Source organism: Bacillus luti, from assembly GCF_009739945.1.
GTDB lineage: Bacteria > Bacillota > Bacilli > Bacillales > Bacillaceae_G > Bacillus_A > Bacillus_A luti.
On record NZ_CP040336.1, the window covers coordinates 5,149,361 to 5,166,352 of the forward strand.

The 16,992-nt window shown below is 33.5% G+C and carries 13 protein-coding genes; 5 read left to right on the forward strand and 8 right to left on the reverse strand.

Annotated features, from left to right (window positions below):
* Nucleotides 1-32: 32 nt before the first annotated feature.
* Together pepF and guaC are read right to left on the reverse strand one after the other, a co-directional pair.
* Nucleotides 33-1,850: an oligoendopeptidase F gene (gene pepF / locus EUC40_RS26090; protein WP_156576879.1), complete on the reverse strand. Its 1,818-nt coding sequence runs from the start codon at nucleotides 1,848-1,850 to the stop codon at nucleotides 33-35.
* Between the two features lie 137 nt (nucleotides 1,851-1,987).
* On the reverse strand, nucleotides 1,988-2,971 hold the full coding sequence (gene guaC, locus EUC40_RS26095; protein WP_061690304.1) for a GMP reductase: 984 nt from the start codon (nucleotides 2,969-2,971) through the stop codon (nucleotides 1,988-1,990).
* A gap of 240 nt (nucleotides 2,972-3,211) precedes the next feature.
* Between guaC and EUC40_RS26100 the strand changes: the two genes are divergently transcribed.
* The 3 genes from EUC40_RS26100 to EUC40_RS26110 all read left to right on the forward strand — a co-directional run bounded on the left by EUC40_RS26100 (nucleotide 3,212) and on the right by EUC40_RS26110 (nucleotide 7,349).
* On the forward strand, nucleotides 3,212-4,243 hold the full coding sequence (locus EUC40_RS26100; RefSeq protein ID WP_156576880.1) for an acyltransferase: 1,032 nt from the start codon (nucleotides 3,212-3,214) through the stop codon (nucleotides 4,241-4,243).
* 177 nt (nucleotides 4,244-4,420) lie between these two features.
* Nucleotides 4,421-5,866 carry an ATP-dependent RNA helicase DbpA gene (dbpA, locus tag EUC40_RS26105; RefSeq protein ID WP_071710879.1) on the forward strand — a complete coding sequence of 482 codons (1,446 nt, stop codon included), beginning with the start codon at nucleotides 4,421-4,423 and terminating at the stop codon, nucleotides 5,864-5,866.
* 244 nt (nucleotides 5,867-6,110) lie between these two features.
* A complete protein-coding gene (locus tag EUC40_RS26110; protein WP_033665338.1) occupies nucleotides 6,111-7,349 on the forward strand; it encodes a hypothetical protein in 1,239 nt (412 codons plus the stop codon).
* Between the two features lie 115 nt (nucleotides 7,350-7,464).
* Here EUC40_RS26110 and EUC40_RS26115 read toward each other — a convergent pair whose 3' ends face one another.
* On the reverse strand, nucleotides 7,465-8,028 hold the full coding sequence (locus EUC40_RS26115) for a DUF1836 domain-containing protein (protein WP_071710877.1): 564 nt from the start codon (nucleotides 8,026-8,028) through the stop codon (nucleotides 7,465-7,467).
* A gap of 164 nt (nucleotides 8,029-8,192) precedes the next feature.
* Between EUC40_RS26115 and trhA the strand changes: the two genes are divergently transcribed.
* Together trhA and galE are read left to right on the forward strand one after the other, a co-directional pair.
* On the forward strand, nucleotides 8,193-8,840 hold the full coding sequence (trhA, locus tag EUC40_RS26120; RefSeq protein WP_000995377.1) for a PAQR family membrane homeostasis protein TrhA: 648 nt from the start codon (nucleotides 8,193-8,195) through the stop codon (nucleotides 8,838-8,840).
* Between the two features lie 171 nt (nucleotides 8,841-9,011).
* Nucleotides 9,012-10,028: a UDP-glucose 4-epimerase GalE gene (galE, locus tag EUC40_RS26125; RefSeq protein ID WP_156576881.1), complete on the forward strand. Its 1,017-nt coding sequence runs from the start codon at nucleotides 9,012-9,014 to the stop codon at nucleotides 10,026-10,028.
* A 48-nt stretch (nucleotides 10,029-10,076) separates the two neighbouring features.
* On the opposite strand, the gene pelG is transcribed toward galE, so the two are convergent.
* The 5 genes from pelG to EUC40_RS26150 are packed head-to-tail and all read right to left on the reverse strand — an operon-like array spanning nucleotide 10,077 to nucleotide 16,903.
* The gene (pelG, locus tag EUC40_RS26130) at nucleotides 10,077-11,531 is read right to left on the reverse strand and encodes an exopolysaccharide Pel transporter PelG (protein WP_071710875.1); all 1,455 of its coding nucleotides are present in this window, start codon (nucleotides 11,529-11,531) and stop codon (nucleotides 10,077-10,079) included.
* Entirely contained in the window at nucleotides 11,519-12,940 is a 1,422-nt protein-coding gene (pelF, locus tag EUC40_RS26135) for a GT4 family glycosyltransferase PelF (protein ID WP_071710874.1), read from the reverse strand. The genes pelG and pelF overlap by 13 nt, the downstream gene beginning before the upstream one ends.
* A 3-nt stretch (nucleotides 12,941-12,943) precedes the next feature.
* Nucleotides 12,944-14,776: a DUF2194 domain-containing protein gene (locus tag EUC40_RS26140; protein ID WP_156576882.1), complete on the reverse strand. Its 1,833-nt coding sequence runs from the start codon at nucleotides 14,774-14,776 to the stop codon at nucleotides 12,944-12,946.
* Complete coding sequence (locus EUC40_RS26145; protein WP_071710872.1) at nucleotides 14,760-15,680, reverse strand: tetratricopeptide repeat protein; 921 nt, start codon at nucleotides 15,678-15,680, stop codon at nucleotides 14,760-14,762. The genes EUC40_RS26140 and EUC40_RS26145 overlap by 17 nt, the downstream gene beginning before the upstream one ends.
* Nucleotides 15,680-16,903, reverse strand: a complete 1,224-nt coding sequence (locus tag EUC40_RS26150) for a GAF domain-containing protein (protein ID WP_156576883.1) — start codon at nucleotides 16,901-16,903, stop codon at nucleotides 15,680-15,682. Before EUC40_RS26150 ends, EUC40_RS26145 begins: the two co-directional genes overlap by 1 nt.
* Between the last annotated feature and the right edge of the window lie 89 nt (nucleotides 16,904-16,992).

Here is a 16,992-nt window from a genome sequence, read left to right on the forward strand (position 1 = left end):
AGGATAAGCCCTCGTAAAGCGAGGGCTTATTTTTATTCTTGGTAAGAACGTTCTAATTCATCAATTAAGGAACCGACGTAAGAAACGGCTTTACGGATTGTATCTGGTTTGGACATATCTACTCCAGCATGGTTCATTAATTCGAGTGGTTTCATCGTACCGCCAGCGCGAAGCACATCTAACCAGCGATCAACGGCAGGTTGTCCTTCTTCTTTAATCATTTGGGCTACTGCAGTCGATGCAGTGAGACCTGCAGAATATGTGTAAGAATATAATCCCATATAATAATGAGGTTGACGCATCCAAGTTAAGCCAGCCCCTTCATCAATTTCTACAGAATCTCCCCAGAATGTAGAAAGGACATTTGTTTTTACCTCGGTTAAAGTTGTTGCTGTAAGTGCTTGTCCTTCTTCTGCTAGGGTATATACTCTTCTTTGATATTCTCCCTCAAGTAGATGGGTAACGAAATTATGGTAATATGTGCCGAGTAGTTGTAGAATGATCCATCTGCGCATTCTCTTATCTTCGGTTGTTGCAAGTAAATGTTGTGCTAGTAATAATTCATTCATTGTTGATGGTGCTTCAACAAAGTACATAGATGGACGTACATTCATAACACGCTGGTTTTTATTTGCTAAATAAAAATGACCAGCATGTCCGAATTCATGTGCTAATGTGAAGCACCCGCGCATTGTATTTTGCCATGTAATTAAAATGTAAGGGTGAGAACCGTATGGGCTTGAACAAAAAGCACCTGTTGATTTTCCTACATTATCTGCAATATCTACCCATCTTTCTTTGAAACCTTTTTCGATTATGGAACTATATTCATCGCCTAATACTTTTAAAGAATCTTGAATGAGTTTTCCTGCTTCTTCGTAAGTAATTGCTGGATTAAATTCGGGATCTAAAGGTGCATGTAAGTCACAGAAAAGCATTTGATCGAGCCCTAATACTTTCTTTTTTAAACCTGCAAAACGACGCATATGAGGTGCTAATTCGTTATAAATAATATCTAGTTGATTGTTATACATTTCAAGTGGAACTTTTTGAGGTTCTAAAAGCATATGAGTAACGGATTCATATTTGCGTAAACGAGAAAGAGTCACTTGTTGTTTTACTTCAGTAGCATATGTTGTGGCAACTGTATTTTTATATCGTTTCAAAGTGGAGACAAATGATGAATATGCTTTTCTACGTATATATGCGCTTGGAGAAAATTCATATTTGCTTTCAAATAATGCAAAGGATACAGGCAGATCATTTCCTTGTTCGTCTTGTATAGAATTAAAGTCCATATCAGCTAATTTAGTCATGCCGTAAATTTTGTAGGGAGAACTATGAACTTCACCTAGTGCAGCAAGTGCTTCTTCTGTTTCAGGTGAAAGAGTGTACTGTCTTTTGCTCAGCACTTCTAGTAACGATTTACGGAAAGGTTCGAGTTTTATTTCTTCATTTAAATATTTTTCAATCAATCCCTCTTGAAATGAAAGAATTTCATTATGAATAAAAGAAAGTGCGGTATGAACTTGTGTTCCTAAATCAGAAATCTTAGAAGAGTTCGCTTGAATAACTGGATTTGTACGATCAGCAGCTTCTTTTAAATTGGCGTATGAACTCAGTTTTATTAACTGCATTAAAAGTGTTTCCTCTAAAAGTAGGCAATTTAATAAAGTAGTGGAACTAGTATGTAAGCGTCCCTTAAATGAATCGAGTTTCTGTACATCACTTTCCAATACGTGTAATGCAGCATGCCATTCGTCATCGGACTTATACAAATCGGAAAGATCCCATGTTAGTTCAATAGGAATTTCTGCACGAATAAGGCGTTTTTCGATTACATGTTTCATTTATTATAGCCCCCTTATTTTAACTATCTAAAAATATGATACTAGAAAATTCAGTTAAATAAAAATATTTAATGTTTTTATACATAAAAAGAAGGCCAAGCATAACAAATGCTTGGCCTTTGAGTTAAATTTGAAAATTAATATACTTTGTCACCGTTGAAAATAGAGTTTTTCACGACAACATAATCTACAGTACGGATAGCGTCTAATTTTGTTCCACCAGCGTAAGAGATAGAAGATTGAAGATCTTGTTCCATTTCGATTAAAGTGTCTTCTAAAGAACCTTTATGCTCAACGAACATTTTCTTACCTTCAACGTTTTTCTTCTCACCTTTTTGGAATTCAGAAGCTGAGCCGAAGTACTCTTTATAAAGTTTACCGTCTTTTTCGATTGTTTCCCCTGGAGACTCTTCATGACCAGCGAATAGAGAACCGACCATAACCATAGTCGCACCAAATCGAATAGATTTAGCTACGTCGCCGTGTGTACGAATACCACCGTCAGCGATAATTGGCTTGCTTGCAGCTTTTGCACACCAGCGAAGTGCAGCTAGTTGCCAACCGCCAGTTCCAAAGCCTGTTTTAATTTTAGTAATACACACTTTACCAGGTCCAATACCAACTTTTGTTGCGTCAGCACCAGCATTCTCTAATTCTCTTACCGCTTCTGGAGTTCCAACGTTTCCAGCGATAACGAAGCTTTCTGGTAAATGTTTTTTAATATGTTGAATCATGTTGATTACAGCATTAGAGTGACCATGTGCGATATCAATCGTGATGTACTCAGGTGTTAGTTGCTCAGCAGCTAATTGTTGTACGAATTCATACTCGTCCTCTTTCACACCAACGCTAATAGAAGCGATTAATCCACGTGATTGCATATCTCTAATGAATGAGATGCGTTTCTCTGGTTGGAAACGATGCATGATATAGAAGTAATTATTTTCAGCTAAATAAGTTGCAATTCTTTCATCGATAATCGTTTGCATATTTGCAGGTACGACAGGTAATTTAAATTTATGTTTTCCTAAAGTGACAGTTGTATCACATTCAGAGCGGCTGTTTACAATACATTTTGCAGGAATTAATTGAATATCTTCATAGTCGAATACGTTTTCCATCATTTACACCCCTAAAATACGAATATTTTATTCAGTTTGTTTAAAAATGTTCGTCCAAAAGATAATTTACATTATTTTCACGCATAAGTCAAAGGTTTTCCTGTTTATATTTGAAAATTAAAGTTTATAAACATATGTTGTAGGTCCAAATAGTGAAAATGTGTTTTAACATAGTGTTATTTGATGTAAAATTATCCATGGAAAAGAGAAGTTAAATAGGTAAATTTAGGAGGGGCATTAATGAAACGTTTAGTATATATGGATTGGTTGCGTGTATTAGCGACAATAGCAGTTGTTACAATTCACGTTACTGCTGGTTATGTTTCCATGTTAGATACAAATAACGTGTCGCGCTGGATGGCTGGTAACCTTTTTGAATCCATTTCACGTGCCAGTGTTCCAATCTTCGTGATGATTAGTGGAGCTTTATTGTTAAAGGGAACGAAAGATATTTCGATCGGGGAATTTTTACAGAAGCGCGCAAGTAAAGTGATTATACCCTTTATCGCTTGGAGTGCTATATTTTATGCATATGGAGCATATGCAGGGTATTTTCCAGCATCTTTCAAGCAAGGGATAAAACACTTTTTAACGGATACAATTGGGGGACATTTATGGTTCCTATACATGATTGTAGGGATATATTTAATTACACCTCTATTGAAAATCTTTGTGAAGAACGCTAAGAAAAGAGAGATAGAATACTTTTTAATTTTATGGCTATATGCATCTGTTGTAGTTAATTTAGTAAAATATTATTATACTATCAATTTTAATATTGAATTATTTTACGTTACAAATTATGTAGGATACTTTTTACTTGGTTATTATTTATCTAATTATGATATTTCGAAAAAATGGAGAAATATTTCCTATATTGGAGGACTTGTAGGATTTATTAGTACATTCTTTATTACATATCACTATACGGTAAAAGCGAATGGACAGTTAGATCAGTTCTGGTACGGATATTTTGCGCCAGGTGTTGTACTTATGGCAATTGGACTATTTGTATTTTTCAAATATGCTTTCCAAAACTCAGAACGAGAATTACCATTCGTATTACGCTTTATAAATCAAGCGAGCCTTGGAATCTATATTCTCCACTTCTTCTTATTAAATAACTATCTGTACATCATTTTTCCTAAGGTAAATGAACGTGTGCATGCAATATTAGCAATACCAATTAATGTAACAATTACAATTGTTCTTAGCATGGTGATTACATTAGTGTTGCAAAGGATACCTGTTGTAAAAAGATTAGTTCCGTAAAAATTAATATGATGTAGATGGGGCAGACTTATTATTAAGACTGCCCTTTACTATTTTTAAATTATACTTAGATAAATTGTGACTTAAATGAATTAAAAACAATAGTATTGCGGTATAATGCAACGTGAGGCATCAAGAATATAATTATTTAAATTTAAAATCAAATGAGGTTAATATATGAGTAAAAAGAGCTTTAGTAATTATGCATTAAATAAAGAAATAGTACGAGCATTGACTGGTTTAGGATATGAGCATCCAACAGAAGTGCAAGGAGAGGTTATTCCAGTTGCATTGCAAAAGAAGGATCTTGTTGTAAAATCGCAAACTGGAAGTGGAAAAACGGCTTCGTTCGGTATACCACTTTGTGAAATGGTAGAGTGGGAAGAGAATAAACCACAAGCATTAGTTTTAACACCAACGAGAGAACTTGCTGTTCAAGTAAAAGAAGATATTACGAATATAGGTCGATTCAAAAGAATTAAGGCTGCCGCAGTTTATGGGAAATCTCCATTTGCGCGTCAAAAATTAGAGTTAAAGCAAAAAACACATATTGTAGTGGGTACTCCTGGTCGTGTATTAGATCATATTGAAAAAGGTACGCTTTCTTTAGAGCGTCTAAAGTACTTAGTTATCGATGAAGCAGATGAAATGCTAAATATGGGGTTTATTGATCAAGTAGAAGCAATTATTGATGAATTACCTACAAAGCGAATGACAATGCTATTTTCAGCAACGCTTCCAGAAGATGTTGAAAAGTTGTCTCGTACATATATGAATTCACCAACGCATATTGAAATTAAGGCAGCTGGGATTACAACAGATAAAATTGAACATACCCTTTTTGAAGTGAGCGAAGAAGAGAAGCTTTCACTTCTTAAAGATGTAACAACAATTGAAAATCCAGACAGCTGCATTATTTTTTGCCGTACACAAGAAAACGTAGATCATGTATATAGACAGTTAAAACGAGTGAATTACCCTTGTGACAAAATACATGGTGGTATGGTACAAGAAGATCGTTTTGAAGTAATGGATGATTTTAGAAAAGGAAAGTTCCGTTATTTAGTAGCAACGGATGTAGCTGCGAGAGGTATTGATATTGATAATATTACACATGTTATTAATTACGATATTCCATTAGAAAAAGAAAGTTATGTACATCGTACTGGAAGAACAGGACGAGCTGGTAAGAAAGGAAAAGCTATTACATTTATTACGCCGTATGAAAATAGATTTTTAGAAGAAATTGAGACGTACATCGGATTTGCAATTCCGAAAGCACAAGCACCTTCAAAAGAAGAAGTGATGAAAGGCAAGGCTGTATTTGAAGAAAAAATACATGCTAAACCAATGATAAAGAAGGATAAAAATGCTGATATAAATAAAGGAATTATGAAATTGTACTTTAATGGCGGGAAGAAAAAGAAAATTAGGGCTGTAGATTTCGTCGGTACAATTGCCAAAATTCAAGGTGTTTCGGCTGAAGATATAGGTATTATTACAATCCAAGATAATGTTTCGTACGTTGAGATATTAAATGGAAAAGGATCACTTGTTTTAAAGGTCATGAAGAATACAACAATAAAAGGTAAACAATTAAAAGTTCATGAGGCGATTAAATAGGAGAAACTATCCACTGTAAAGGTGGATAGTTTTTTTGAAACTTCATTAGAGTGGACGATTTGAAAGGACTTTACATAACGCGTTATTGACGATTGTTTTTTTGTATGTTAGTATATTCATTTGATTTTTTTCTGTCATTGAATGGGAAAATTGTTAATTCGTTTAGAGGGATATTTTTATATAAGTAAATCAATTTTTAATTCAATTGTTGTAAGTTATAAAAAGTGAGGACGGTGTTTGATTAATGAGTTTTACTCGAGATAGGTGGAGTTTAAATTGGCTTCATTTTTATTTGATTGTAGTAGTTGTTGCATCTCTTTTATTACGTATATATTTAGCGTTTCATTTAGAAGGTTATGAACGAGATCAACTCTTTTTCGTAGACTGGATGAATACTGTAGGTAAGTATGGACTAGGTGATGTGTACGCGCATGGGGATTTAGTAAACTATCCACCATTTTTCTTAGCTATATTAGGTGTTTACGGAGCGATATTGTCATTTTTTAATATATCTGTCGAAGCGGCGGGTGTTTTAATTAGAGTGCCATCCATTTTATTTGAAGTGATAGCTATAATTATTTTTGCTATAGCTTCAAAAAGAATAGGTAATCCCATTGTGAGAGCGGCGTTAGTAACATTTTTTGCATTTAGTCCTGCTGTTATAGTGGATGGGACTATATGGGGTCAAGTAGATATGCTGCATAGTATATTGATGGTGAGTTCCCTTTTATTACTTATGTCTAAGCCGACTTGGTCTGGTGCTATTTATGCTGTAGCATTACTAGCTAAATTTCAATCAATTGTAATTGCACCTGTATTTGTTATGTATTTCTTAAAAGTAATATGGGAGAAAAGAGAAGGGAAGGAATTGGCTAAGTTTGTAATAGGATTCTGTATACCTTTATTAATATTTAGTTTATATTTTGCAGCTCATGGAACATTTAGTATGATGTTAGATCAAGCGTATTTAGATGCAGTCGGTACGTTCCCAACAGTAACCGTATTTGCCATGAATATTTGGTATTATGCAATTGGTACTACCCCTGATACAGTGGATACTATTCAAATCTTACCGTATATTACTTTGAAAACAGTAGGGTTAATACTCTTGTCTATCGCTTCAGCATTAATGTGCTTGTATGTCTTTTTCCATCGCCAAATGAATACAGCAATTTTATTGAAGGCCGCGACTTTTATAAGTTTCGCATTCTTTATGTTACCTACACAAATGCATGAAAGATATTCTTTCCCAGCATTAGTATTCGTGATCTTTTTACTGTTGTATGACATGAAGTGGACAGGAATAGCGTTAGGATTATCAGTAACAATATTTTTAAATATAGGAACGGTTTTATATGCGGGCGCTAATACGAATACAGGAATGTTTATTGTTGTAATGAATGTTTGTATTTTTTATTCTATGTGTAAATTATTATTCAAAGAGTATTATGATCGCTTTGAATCGTTGTTAGAGAGACAGTAAAAGCATAATACTTGGAATAGCTACATGTATGAGTTATTAAAATCTAGTAATTACTCCAATAGATAATGCGAGATAAAATAAAACGCTACCTAATTGTTAGGTAGCGTTTTTATCGTTAGTAAGATCCTTTTAAATCATCAATTAACTTCTCAGCTAAGCGTCTATACATATTACTCATAGTTACGAAAGATGTTAGTAATAAAAATTGCTCTAAGTTTGGATCTTCCAAGGAAGAGATGTCGCTTACTTCTGAAACACGATTATTTACGTCTTGTTTAAAGCCCTCAACATTGATTTTAGTAAGAGCTAGATAATCCTTATATAGTGTATCTAATTCAAAGGTATCATCATTTAATAATGATTCATTTATATTTTCTAAGGAGCTTTTAATGTCGTTAATAGAGAGAGCTCCTTTTAATTGATAAATTAAGCTGATTAAAATCATATGCTCTTTTGAGTATTTTTTATTTTTGATTGGAATGAATAATTTCCCTTTTGCGTAATTGTTAATCATTGTTTTCGTTAATACTTTTTCATCATCTGTTCTTGTTGTATCCGCATAAGTATTCTCAAATAGTTGAACAACTTGGTCTACATATAAATCGACATTTGGGATATCCTCAAGTTTAATATTTTTTTCTAAATGTAATGATTCAAGTAATTTATTTATATTTTCCACGTAGAACCCCTCACTTTTATAACTTAGTGGAACTTAATGTTTAGTATATCTTTAAATATGGTATTACGAAACAAATGAATTGTAAATGTTGACCTACAAGAACAATGTGTATATAATTACATGTAGTTATCAAAACTACATGTAATTATATGAGGGGTGTTAATATGAATGCTTATGTAAGAGAACCGGTTAATGCATTAACTCATTTAGGAGGAGCTGTATTATCATTTATTGCATTATTAGCTATGCTTGTGAAGGTTTCTGTTAAGATGCCATCTTTCGCGGCAATTACAGCTGTTATTTTATTTGGTATTGGGATGATGGTCCTTTATATGGCGTCAGCTGTATATCATAGTGTTGTAGCCAGTGAACGTGTTATTTATTTCTTTAGGAAGTTAGATCACTCTATGATCTTTATATTAATTGCAGGTACATATGCACCCTTTTGCTTAATTACATTACACTCGGCAAATGGTTTGCTATTATTTTGTTTAGTTTATGCGACCGCAATTTTTGGTATTATTTTTAAAATGTTTTGGTTTAATTGTCCGAGATGGTTATCAACCGCAATTTATCTTCTGATGGGTTGGTTAATTGTTTTATTCTTTGCACCGCTAGCTGAGAATTTAAGTACAGGAGGTATTACTTTCTTAGTACTTGGAGGGATTTTTTATACAATTGGTGGATTTATTTACGGTGCGAAGCCAAAATGGTTGGAGTTTAAATATATGGGACACCATGAAATTTTTCATGTTTTTGTATTGTTAGGTAGTCTTGCGCATTTTCTAAGTGTATATTGTTACGTAATTTAATATAAAAAAGCCACATAACAAAGATTATGTGGCTTTTTTGATTGTTGAAGTAGAATTGTGTGTTGTACAAAATAAATGTGAGTTTCTGTGTTCGCATAATAAACATGTAACAATAAATACATGGTATAATTTGGTGAATTCATATTAAATATGATATGGGGGACTAGAATTATGGCAGTACTTGTAACAGGTGGAGCAGGATATATTGGTAGTCATACATGCGTAGAATTACTGAATAATGGTTATGAAATTATTGTAATAGATAATTTATCAAACAGTTCAGTGGAGTCTATTCATCGAGTAAAAGAGATAACGGGGAAACAATTCAAATTTTATAAAGAGGATCTTGTAAATTACGAGGCGCTGAATAAAATTTTCGAGGAAAATACAATAGAAGCTGTCATTCACTTTGCAGGTTTGAAAGCTGTAGGAGAATCGGTAGCAAAACCATTAATGTATTATCACAACAACATTATTAGCACATTAGTACTATGTGAAGTGATGCAAAAGCGTAATGTGAAGAAGATGATTTTTAGTTCATCGGCAACAGTATATGGTATTCCAGAAACATCACCAATTACGGAAGAATTCCCATTAAGTGCAACAAATCCATATGGTCAAACAAAACTAATGATTGAACAAATGATGCGTGATGTAGCATTGGCAGATGAGGAATGGAGTATTGCATTACTTCGCTATTTCAATCCATTTGGTGCACATGAAAGTGGACGAATTGGAGAAGATCCAAATGGCATTCCAAATAACTTAATGCCATATGTAACACAAGTGGCGGTAGGTAAGTTAAAAGAATTAAGTGTATTTGGAAACGACTATGCAACGAAGGATGGGACAGGCATCCGTGATTACATACATGTTGTAGACTTAGCAAATGGCCATGTAAAGGCGCTAGAGAAAGTATTGAATACAACAGGAGTGGATGCTTATAATCTGGGCACAGGTACGGGGTACAGTGTGCTAGAGATGGTTGAAACTTTTGAAAGGGTTTCAAATAAGAAAATCCCTTATAAAATTACAGATCGTCGCCCTGGTGATGTGGCGGTATGTTTTGCAGATGCATCAAAAGCAAAACGTGAACTAGGATGGGAAGCAAAACGTGGATTAGAAGAAATGAGTGCGGATTCTTGGAAATGGCAGTCAAATAATAAAAATGGTTACGTAGAAGTTTAAGGGATATAAAAAATGACCTTTGCATAAGCAAAAGGTCATTTTTTATATTTATTTTCTATTAAGTTTATTCGCTAATGTAGTAAAGAAAGTTCTCTGTTTTATAGGAACATTTGACTGGCAAAATGTATAGTAATCAATATCTTTAATGTAAGTAAAGAGTCTGGAAATCGCATATAAGAACGTAATAGAAGACCCGATTGCAAAACTAATACCGTAACCATTGAATCCAAACGGAAGTAGCAGGAGACTTAATATTAAGTTTGCAAAAAAGAATAAGGCCGATGTTCGAAAGGCGCCTTTACGATCCTCAAAGTATAGAAGTAGCAACGTAATAACGAGTACCATTCCATTTGCATAAGCCCCGACTATAGTTAGCTGCAAAATAGAGTATTCAAGTGTCGTTTTTCCAGATTGTGAACTAAACATCCATATTATAAAAATAATAAGTAAAGAAAAAATACCTTGATTACGAAGTATACGTTCCATTTCTTGCTTTAAGACAAAGTTCATGGAATCTTTTAATTGTAAAATTGTATTTAATGTTCCTCCATTGTTTACTGAACCGAAGAACTTTTTATATCTTTCATAAAACCTTGTTTCAATGGATACTACAAAGAATATGTAGGTTGGAATAATGCTTAAATATGCCCAGAAAACAGAAGTATCATAAATTTGATGATAAATAAATGTATCTTCAATATTTCCTCGTCCTTCTCCAAACCAAATAACAAAGTTACATATCCAAATACCGATATTGTAAAATAGGCTTGACCAAAACAGTTCCGGATATTTATCTAGATAAGAAAGAAAAGTAAATTGCTCAGTAGCGTCACTGTTTGGGAACATTCGTACAATAACGACACTCAACCATACTAATGTAATGAAAGTACCGATTGTAAAAGAAATTAAAAGCAATAGAGCCGATCCGTGTTCTAATCCGAGTGTGGGATGCCAGTAAGCAATTAGTGCAATTCCAGATAAGGAAAAAATGGAACCAATTAAAAAGGCAAGAGCGATGGATTGATAATCTTTAGCTGCCGTTAAATAAATGGATTGAATCCAAATGATATTTAAAGCTAAAAATAAAAATAACATCACAATTTTATAATAAAAGGCCAATGGTGTGAAAAACGCAAACAACATCCATAAAATAATAGCTAAAAAAAGTGTAATCTTCGTCATTCCTAAAAATGAAGAGAATACTTTATCAGCTTTCTGCTCGTATAAGAGGTCAGCCACATATCTAGTTACGATGAGTTGCAGTGCCCCGTATATAATTTGCGAAAAAATAAAACAGTATGAAATAGAAATGGTGAAAAGCCGCTGTTCTTCAATTGAAATTGAATGGAACAAACTTAAAATATATCGAATAGCTGTTACTGCTAAAATAACAACTAACCAAGGACCTGCTGTAACAAACAACGAAAACCCATAAGCTTTCACCCTTGAAGAATAGTAGTCTTCTTGAAATAATTTTTGTAATCGGAATCCTATGCCTGCCACATTTTTTCGCCTCTTTCTAAGTAAAGCTTACGATAACTTTCAACGACACCTGATAATTGATAGTGCGCTTCAATACGATTTCGGCCATTATCTCCAAATTGTTGAATAGATTCAGGATGACGGTAATACCATTCTAAATAAGTAGCAACTTGTTCAGGAGATACAGGTGGTACCACAAATCCACATTGACCATAGGGATCACCATCTTGTCCATAAATTAATTCTTTACAAGAACCAACATCCGTAACAACCCATGGTAATCCTGCGGCCATACCTTCTAACATAGCTAGAGGTTGTCCTTCAGATATACTTGTTAATACGAGAATATCCGTTTGTTTTAAGTAATCTTTAATATTCACTCTGCCAGTCATTATTACATAATCTTTTAATCCTAATTGCTGAATTAAATCGCGACATTCTTGGGCGTATTCTGGTTCTTCAGTATCGGGTCCTAGTAGATAAAATATAAAAGGAACACCTTTCTCTACTAATAATTTAGCTGCATAAATCATCGTTTTTACATCTTTAATCGGTACAACGCGTATAATAGCGGAAATAACGAGTTTTTCCGGGTTGTACTTTGATTTACGAAGTCCTACATAATCAGATAGAGTAACTCCATTTGGTATGATTTTTAGTTTATGGGATGGAGCACCTAGTTCTTTTTGATATATACTATTTCGACCGAATAAAGTAATTACATCATCAGCCTGTTCGTATGCCTGGTGAGATAAATGATGGAAGAAGGAAACCCATCTTTTTTTATATTCAATTGGTATCCAAGTTGATTGTAATATTTCTTCTTCACGTTCCCGAGAGTAGATACCGTGTTCAGTTAGCAGAAATGGTATATCAGAATTAGCACTGATTGCCGCACCAAGTAATCCACCATAGCCCGTTGATACAGAATGGATAAGATCTAGTTTTGGGAAATCAATTTGTAAAATTTGAATGATTGGTGTGAACATAGACCTCCACATCCAAAAATAATTTAAGAAAGAGCCACTACTTTTTTCATATATATAGCTCTCTTTAACAATTTCATAAAACTCACGGCTTTCGAAGAAGGAGTGAAGCGTTCCTAACTTTTGTTTATTCCCTAATATACGTAATGCCGCTGTATCGTTAGCTTGAAATGTAAACCATTTTTGAAGGGTTTGCACTTCATCAGTAGTTAAATTCGTTTTTACATGTTTTGAGTCACTTTCTGATTGTAAGGGAATCATAATGATCTCTTTTACATTACTGGGAATCTCATATTGATATTCTTCTTCTGTTTTTATTTGTGGTACGATCGCAAATATGGTGAATTCATGTTCTTTAAATTGTTGGATGATCATTTGTACCCAGCTTGCTACTCCGCCACTGACAAAAGGGTAACTTCCTTCAACGACTAAACCTATTCTCATTTGCTATGCTCCTTTAATTGGAATTGTAGCGTTGGCTTTTTTTAATGTAACGCTATAAATTTGTGAATCTAGTTTTGTAACTGTACCGTACGGGAAAGAACCAGTTTTTAATTTTTTTCCTTCTTCTACACGTATAATCGTTGAAGTGTGGTTTGGTAATCCTTTATATGCAATATGAACAGCATCATCTTCATAAGAAACAGCTAAATCACCAGTTTGATAAATTTTCATGGAAGCAGTTGCTTCGCTTTGGGTCATACTTTCTATATAAGGATATCTTTCACGTATTTCAAAGATTGTTTTTTTATAAGCTTTAAATAATTCTTCCCAAGTTAAGTTACCTGAACGTTTTTCATCAAGAATATCATCGGGATGGACGAAGTGTGAAATAACACCTAAATTTGCAGTAACATCGGTTAAGATGAACTGTTCCTCGTCTGAAATAGCATAACCACTCGTAATGCGCGGGAAGTGATAAATGTTTTTGTTCTGTTTATCTTGCTCGAATTCCTGAATCAAGCTGCCGTTACTGCTACTTCCTATATATAGGGAGGAAACAGTTTCTAGTGTAGGAACACTATCATTTAATACATTTAATCCAGTTGTATTTATAATATTGGATGGTGGTACATAAGTTTTTAATTTTTCATTTGGAAAGAAGTTATATGCGAGCTTTTGTAGAGCATCTAAAGCATTAGCCATATCCTCTTTTGAATTCCATGGAATGTATTCCAACGATTTGTCTACCGGATCTTTTGGTAATAATAAGGGTTGATGATTATAGCCGTGTATTCCAATCTCTCCGCCTTGAGATAACAATTCCCTTCCAAATAATAAATAGGTATTTCTATTTTTATTAGCGAAATCTTCAAAAGGAGGCGTCACCTTATTTTGATATGTTCCAATTGCAACCCCTGTGTATTTAATATGAAGTTCGTCAGAGATGTCTTTCATATTCTTCCACCAATGTTTTTTATAAAATTCTTCAACAGAAATTTTTTCGGTCGTTAAGTTTTTTAGCTCACCGCTTGGTACGGGTGATGGGAAATCATCGATATACATAATCTCTGCACCAAGTTGTGCTGTAGCAAAAGTAGGGAAAATGGTACCAAGTGATTGGACAAACATCCCTCTACCTAATTTATTATTTAATGCTGTTGTATTCCAATATAAGACCTTTCCATCACCATATTCATTCGTCCAAAGAATCGGAAGGTCTTCGGCTGTTATCCAAGGATCAGTTGTATTCTCATCTAGTGCAATGTCCATTGAGCTATGTGTAAATAGAGAAGAAGAGTTTGAGAGATCTGGATATCCAGGGAATAAAACTTGTTCAAAAGTTAATCCCTTTGCATCTGTGAATCCTCCTTTTTGGTTAATCCCAAATAAGGAATTCCAGGAAGGATCTGAATCGAGCCGGTTGGCAATAATGAGTCTTCCACCCATCTGTACAAAATTTTGAATATCAGCTTGTGGCAGTTGCGCCATTACTTCACCCGTAATAATGATTCCTGTATAAGGAGAAGGAGTAAGCGTCTTAATTTCATTAGCTGTAATATCCTTATAATGTAGGTGGGCGTAATCCATTGCCTTTTTTGTATGGAACGTAACTTGCTCACCTAAATTATTATCCGTTGTTAAAACGTAGAATTGCATTTCTTGACCATTTGGAGTTACATCTTTCGCTGTTACTGCTTTAACAGTATCTGTTTCTTTAGTATTGGGAATAGAAAAAAATTGATAAAAATTATTTGTTCGATATATAAGGATAGAGAAAACTAAGAGAAGTAAAGTAATACTGATGATCCCGATATATATATTAATGCTCTTCTTCAATGTGTATGCCTCCAAACTGCCCTACAAATAATTGATATTTACGTGGTAAAATATGAACTTTTTTTGTAGATGTTAGATTATCAATTAATTTATAAAGTTTGTCCCATAATTGTTGTTCGTAGTATAGTTCTAGTAATCCGACATAACCGTAATATGATTCAGGATTACGGTGGATTAGATGTGAAAATTGTCCTTCGGATTCTACATATTGTTTTTTGTATAGAAGTAGATTTCCGAGCTGGAAAGAGTAGAGCAATTCGTCCGGGAAAAGTTCTATACTTTGCGTAATGAGACTCATAAATTCATTAATTGTTTTCTCTTTCTGTTGATTGGAAAGTAGCCCACTTTCTATATACCTTAAATAATTAGAAACTAATTCTTTTGCAATATCGTTTTGGGGATGTTGCAGAAATTGTTTATTTAAGTATCCAATCTGTTTTTCATAACGTTCATTTAGTAAATTAATCGTAGTTGCAGCATAATGTACAGTTTCAGGATCTTTATGATGAATCGCTTCTTTCAATAATCCACCTTCATTAGAAATAGTGGAAGAACTTAATTGTACAATGAGTTGTTTATGTAACTCTGGCTTATCAATTTCTAATCCGGAAGAAAATGAAATAAGGTCCATATCCTGTTTAGCTGATTCTAAAATATCTTCATAATTATCAACCTGAAAGGACACATAATCAGAATACTGCTGTAACCACCCTGTTTTGGAACGCTTTATATTAAGTAATAACATGATTACTGATACAATAAGCCCAAGGAGTGGGAACAGAAGAGAGATAATTAAGCAAAATTCAATAATTCCTTTTTTATTTTCTGACATTAAACCTTTCGTAAATCGAAATAAGAGAAAAATTAAAATAGCATATATAATATAAAAAAGGAGGAAAATCATTAGAATATCACTCCTTCAGCAGAGAGCGCATTTTGTATACGAGTTTTAACTTGTAATAAAAACTTTTCTTCAGTACCAGGTAATAAAATCATGATTTTTTGATGGACTGTACTATAACTGAAGATATCAATATCACGTAAATGTGTTTTTAAGATTGCATTTATTGCTTGTAAAGAGTCCTGTGACGCATGGAATTCAAAATATGAATATGGATATGATAATGTTTCGTAACGTTTTTGTTCGATTTCTAATAAATGTTCAAATTCGTCTTCATAGTAAATACTCGTGTTAGGGAATGTACGCTCTTCTTGGCTAGATATCCAGATATTGGAAGCGTTTTGTAAACGGTCACCCATCCAGCGTAAATACCATGTGAAGAGTTCAAATTGTTCAGAAGTTATTTTGGAGAATTCAATTTCATCTAAGATAATGATGTATTGTACATTATCTTGGAATAAGACAGGACCAACTAAAAGTGGTGCGTCTTGAAAATCTTCTTCTGTACGGAAAAAAGGTCGATTATGCGCTAACGCATTCTTGATGACTGGTGAAGCGTTTTTAACAAAAATTGATTGAGATAAAGTATTTTCACCAGTTTCTGATCTTAATTTAATACGAAGAGATTGTTTATTGTTATCTACGTGATAGATGCCAATTTTTTTCGCACCAAAATATGTTTTTAATACATTCATGCCTTCATCTAATACAATTTCAGGATGTGTATGATTTAAGGCTTTAAACATATGGTACATTTTAGATAAATGATTGTTTGATTCAAGCACACGAGAACGAAGTGTAATACGTGTTTCATCCAATTGTTTAATAACATACTTTAGCTCTTTATTTTCAGACTGGAGTTCAGTATTTATCATATGTATATCTTCATAACGTTCTTTTTGTGAAGTACTCATTAATCCGCAATATAAACTAACAACAAGCAAGAAAATCCAGCTTATCCAATGATCTGATGAATAGAAGTAAAGTAGTATATCATCACCTTTATATATACCGCTTACAAAAATATAAACTATTGATTCCAGGAATGTGAAAAGTGCAATTGATATACCGTATCGGCTAGAAATAATTAATGTAATAAATAAAAGTATGAAATATTCATGTGTAGACGTAAAAAAATCAGTTAATATTGAGAGAACAAATAGAGCAATAAAGAGAATAGTAGGTTCAATCAATTTCATGAATAAATTGGATTGTTTATAGTGCATAAATAGACCCCTTCTTTCGTTTACCAATTTAGCTCCGAGGAATAATACATGAAGTAAAATAAACAGCTATTTTAAAATATATATTTTCT

What these genes read in the sequence shown, in the direction of transcription:
- pepF (WP_156576879.1), bottom strand. Translation starts at nt 1,850, where the DNA reads ATGAAACATGTAATCGAAAAACGCCTTATTCGTGCAGAAATTCCTATT.
- guaC (WP_061690304.1), bottom strand. Translation starts at nt 2,971, where the DNA reads ATGGAAAACGTATTCGACTATGAAGATATTCAATTAATTCCTGCAAAA.
- EUC40_RS26100 (WP_156576880.1), top strand. Translation starts at nt 3,212, where the DNA reads ATGAAACGTTTAGTATATATGGATTGGTTGCGTGTATTAGCGACAATA.
- dbpA (WP_071710879.1), top strand. Translation starts at nt 4,421, where the DNA reads ATGAGTAAAAAGAGCTTTAGTAATTATGCATTAAATAAAGAAATAGTA.
- EUC40_RS26110 (WP_033665338.1), top strand. Translation starts at nt 6,111, where the DNA reads ATGAGTTTTACTCGAGATAGGTGGAGTTTAAATTGGCTTCATTTTTAT.
- trhA (WP_000995377.1), top strand. Translation starts at nt 8,193, where the DNA reads ATGAATGCTTATGTAAGAGAACCGGTTAATGCATTAACTCATTTAGGA.
- galE (WP_156576881.1), top strand. Translation starts at nt 9,012, where the DNA reads ATGGCAGTACTTGTAACAGGTGGAGCAGGATATATTGGTAGTCATACA.
- pelF (WP_071710874.1), bottom strand. Translation starts at nt 12,940, where the DNA reads ATGAGAATAGGTTTAGTCGTTGAAGGAAGTTACCCTTTTGTCAGTGGC.
- EUC40_RS26145 (WP_071710872.1), bottom strand. Translation starts at nt 15,680, where the DNA reads ATGATTTTCCTCCTTTTTTATATTATATATGCTATTTTAATTTTTCTC.
- EUC40_RS26150 (WP_156576883.1), bottom strand. Translation starts at nt 16,903, where the DNA reads ATGCACTATAAACAATCCAATTTATTCATGAAATTGATTGAACCTACT.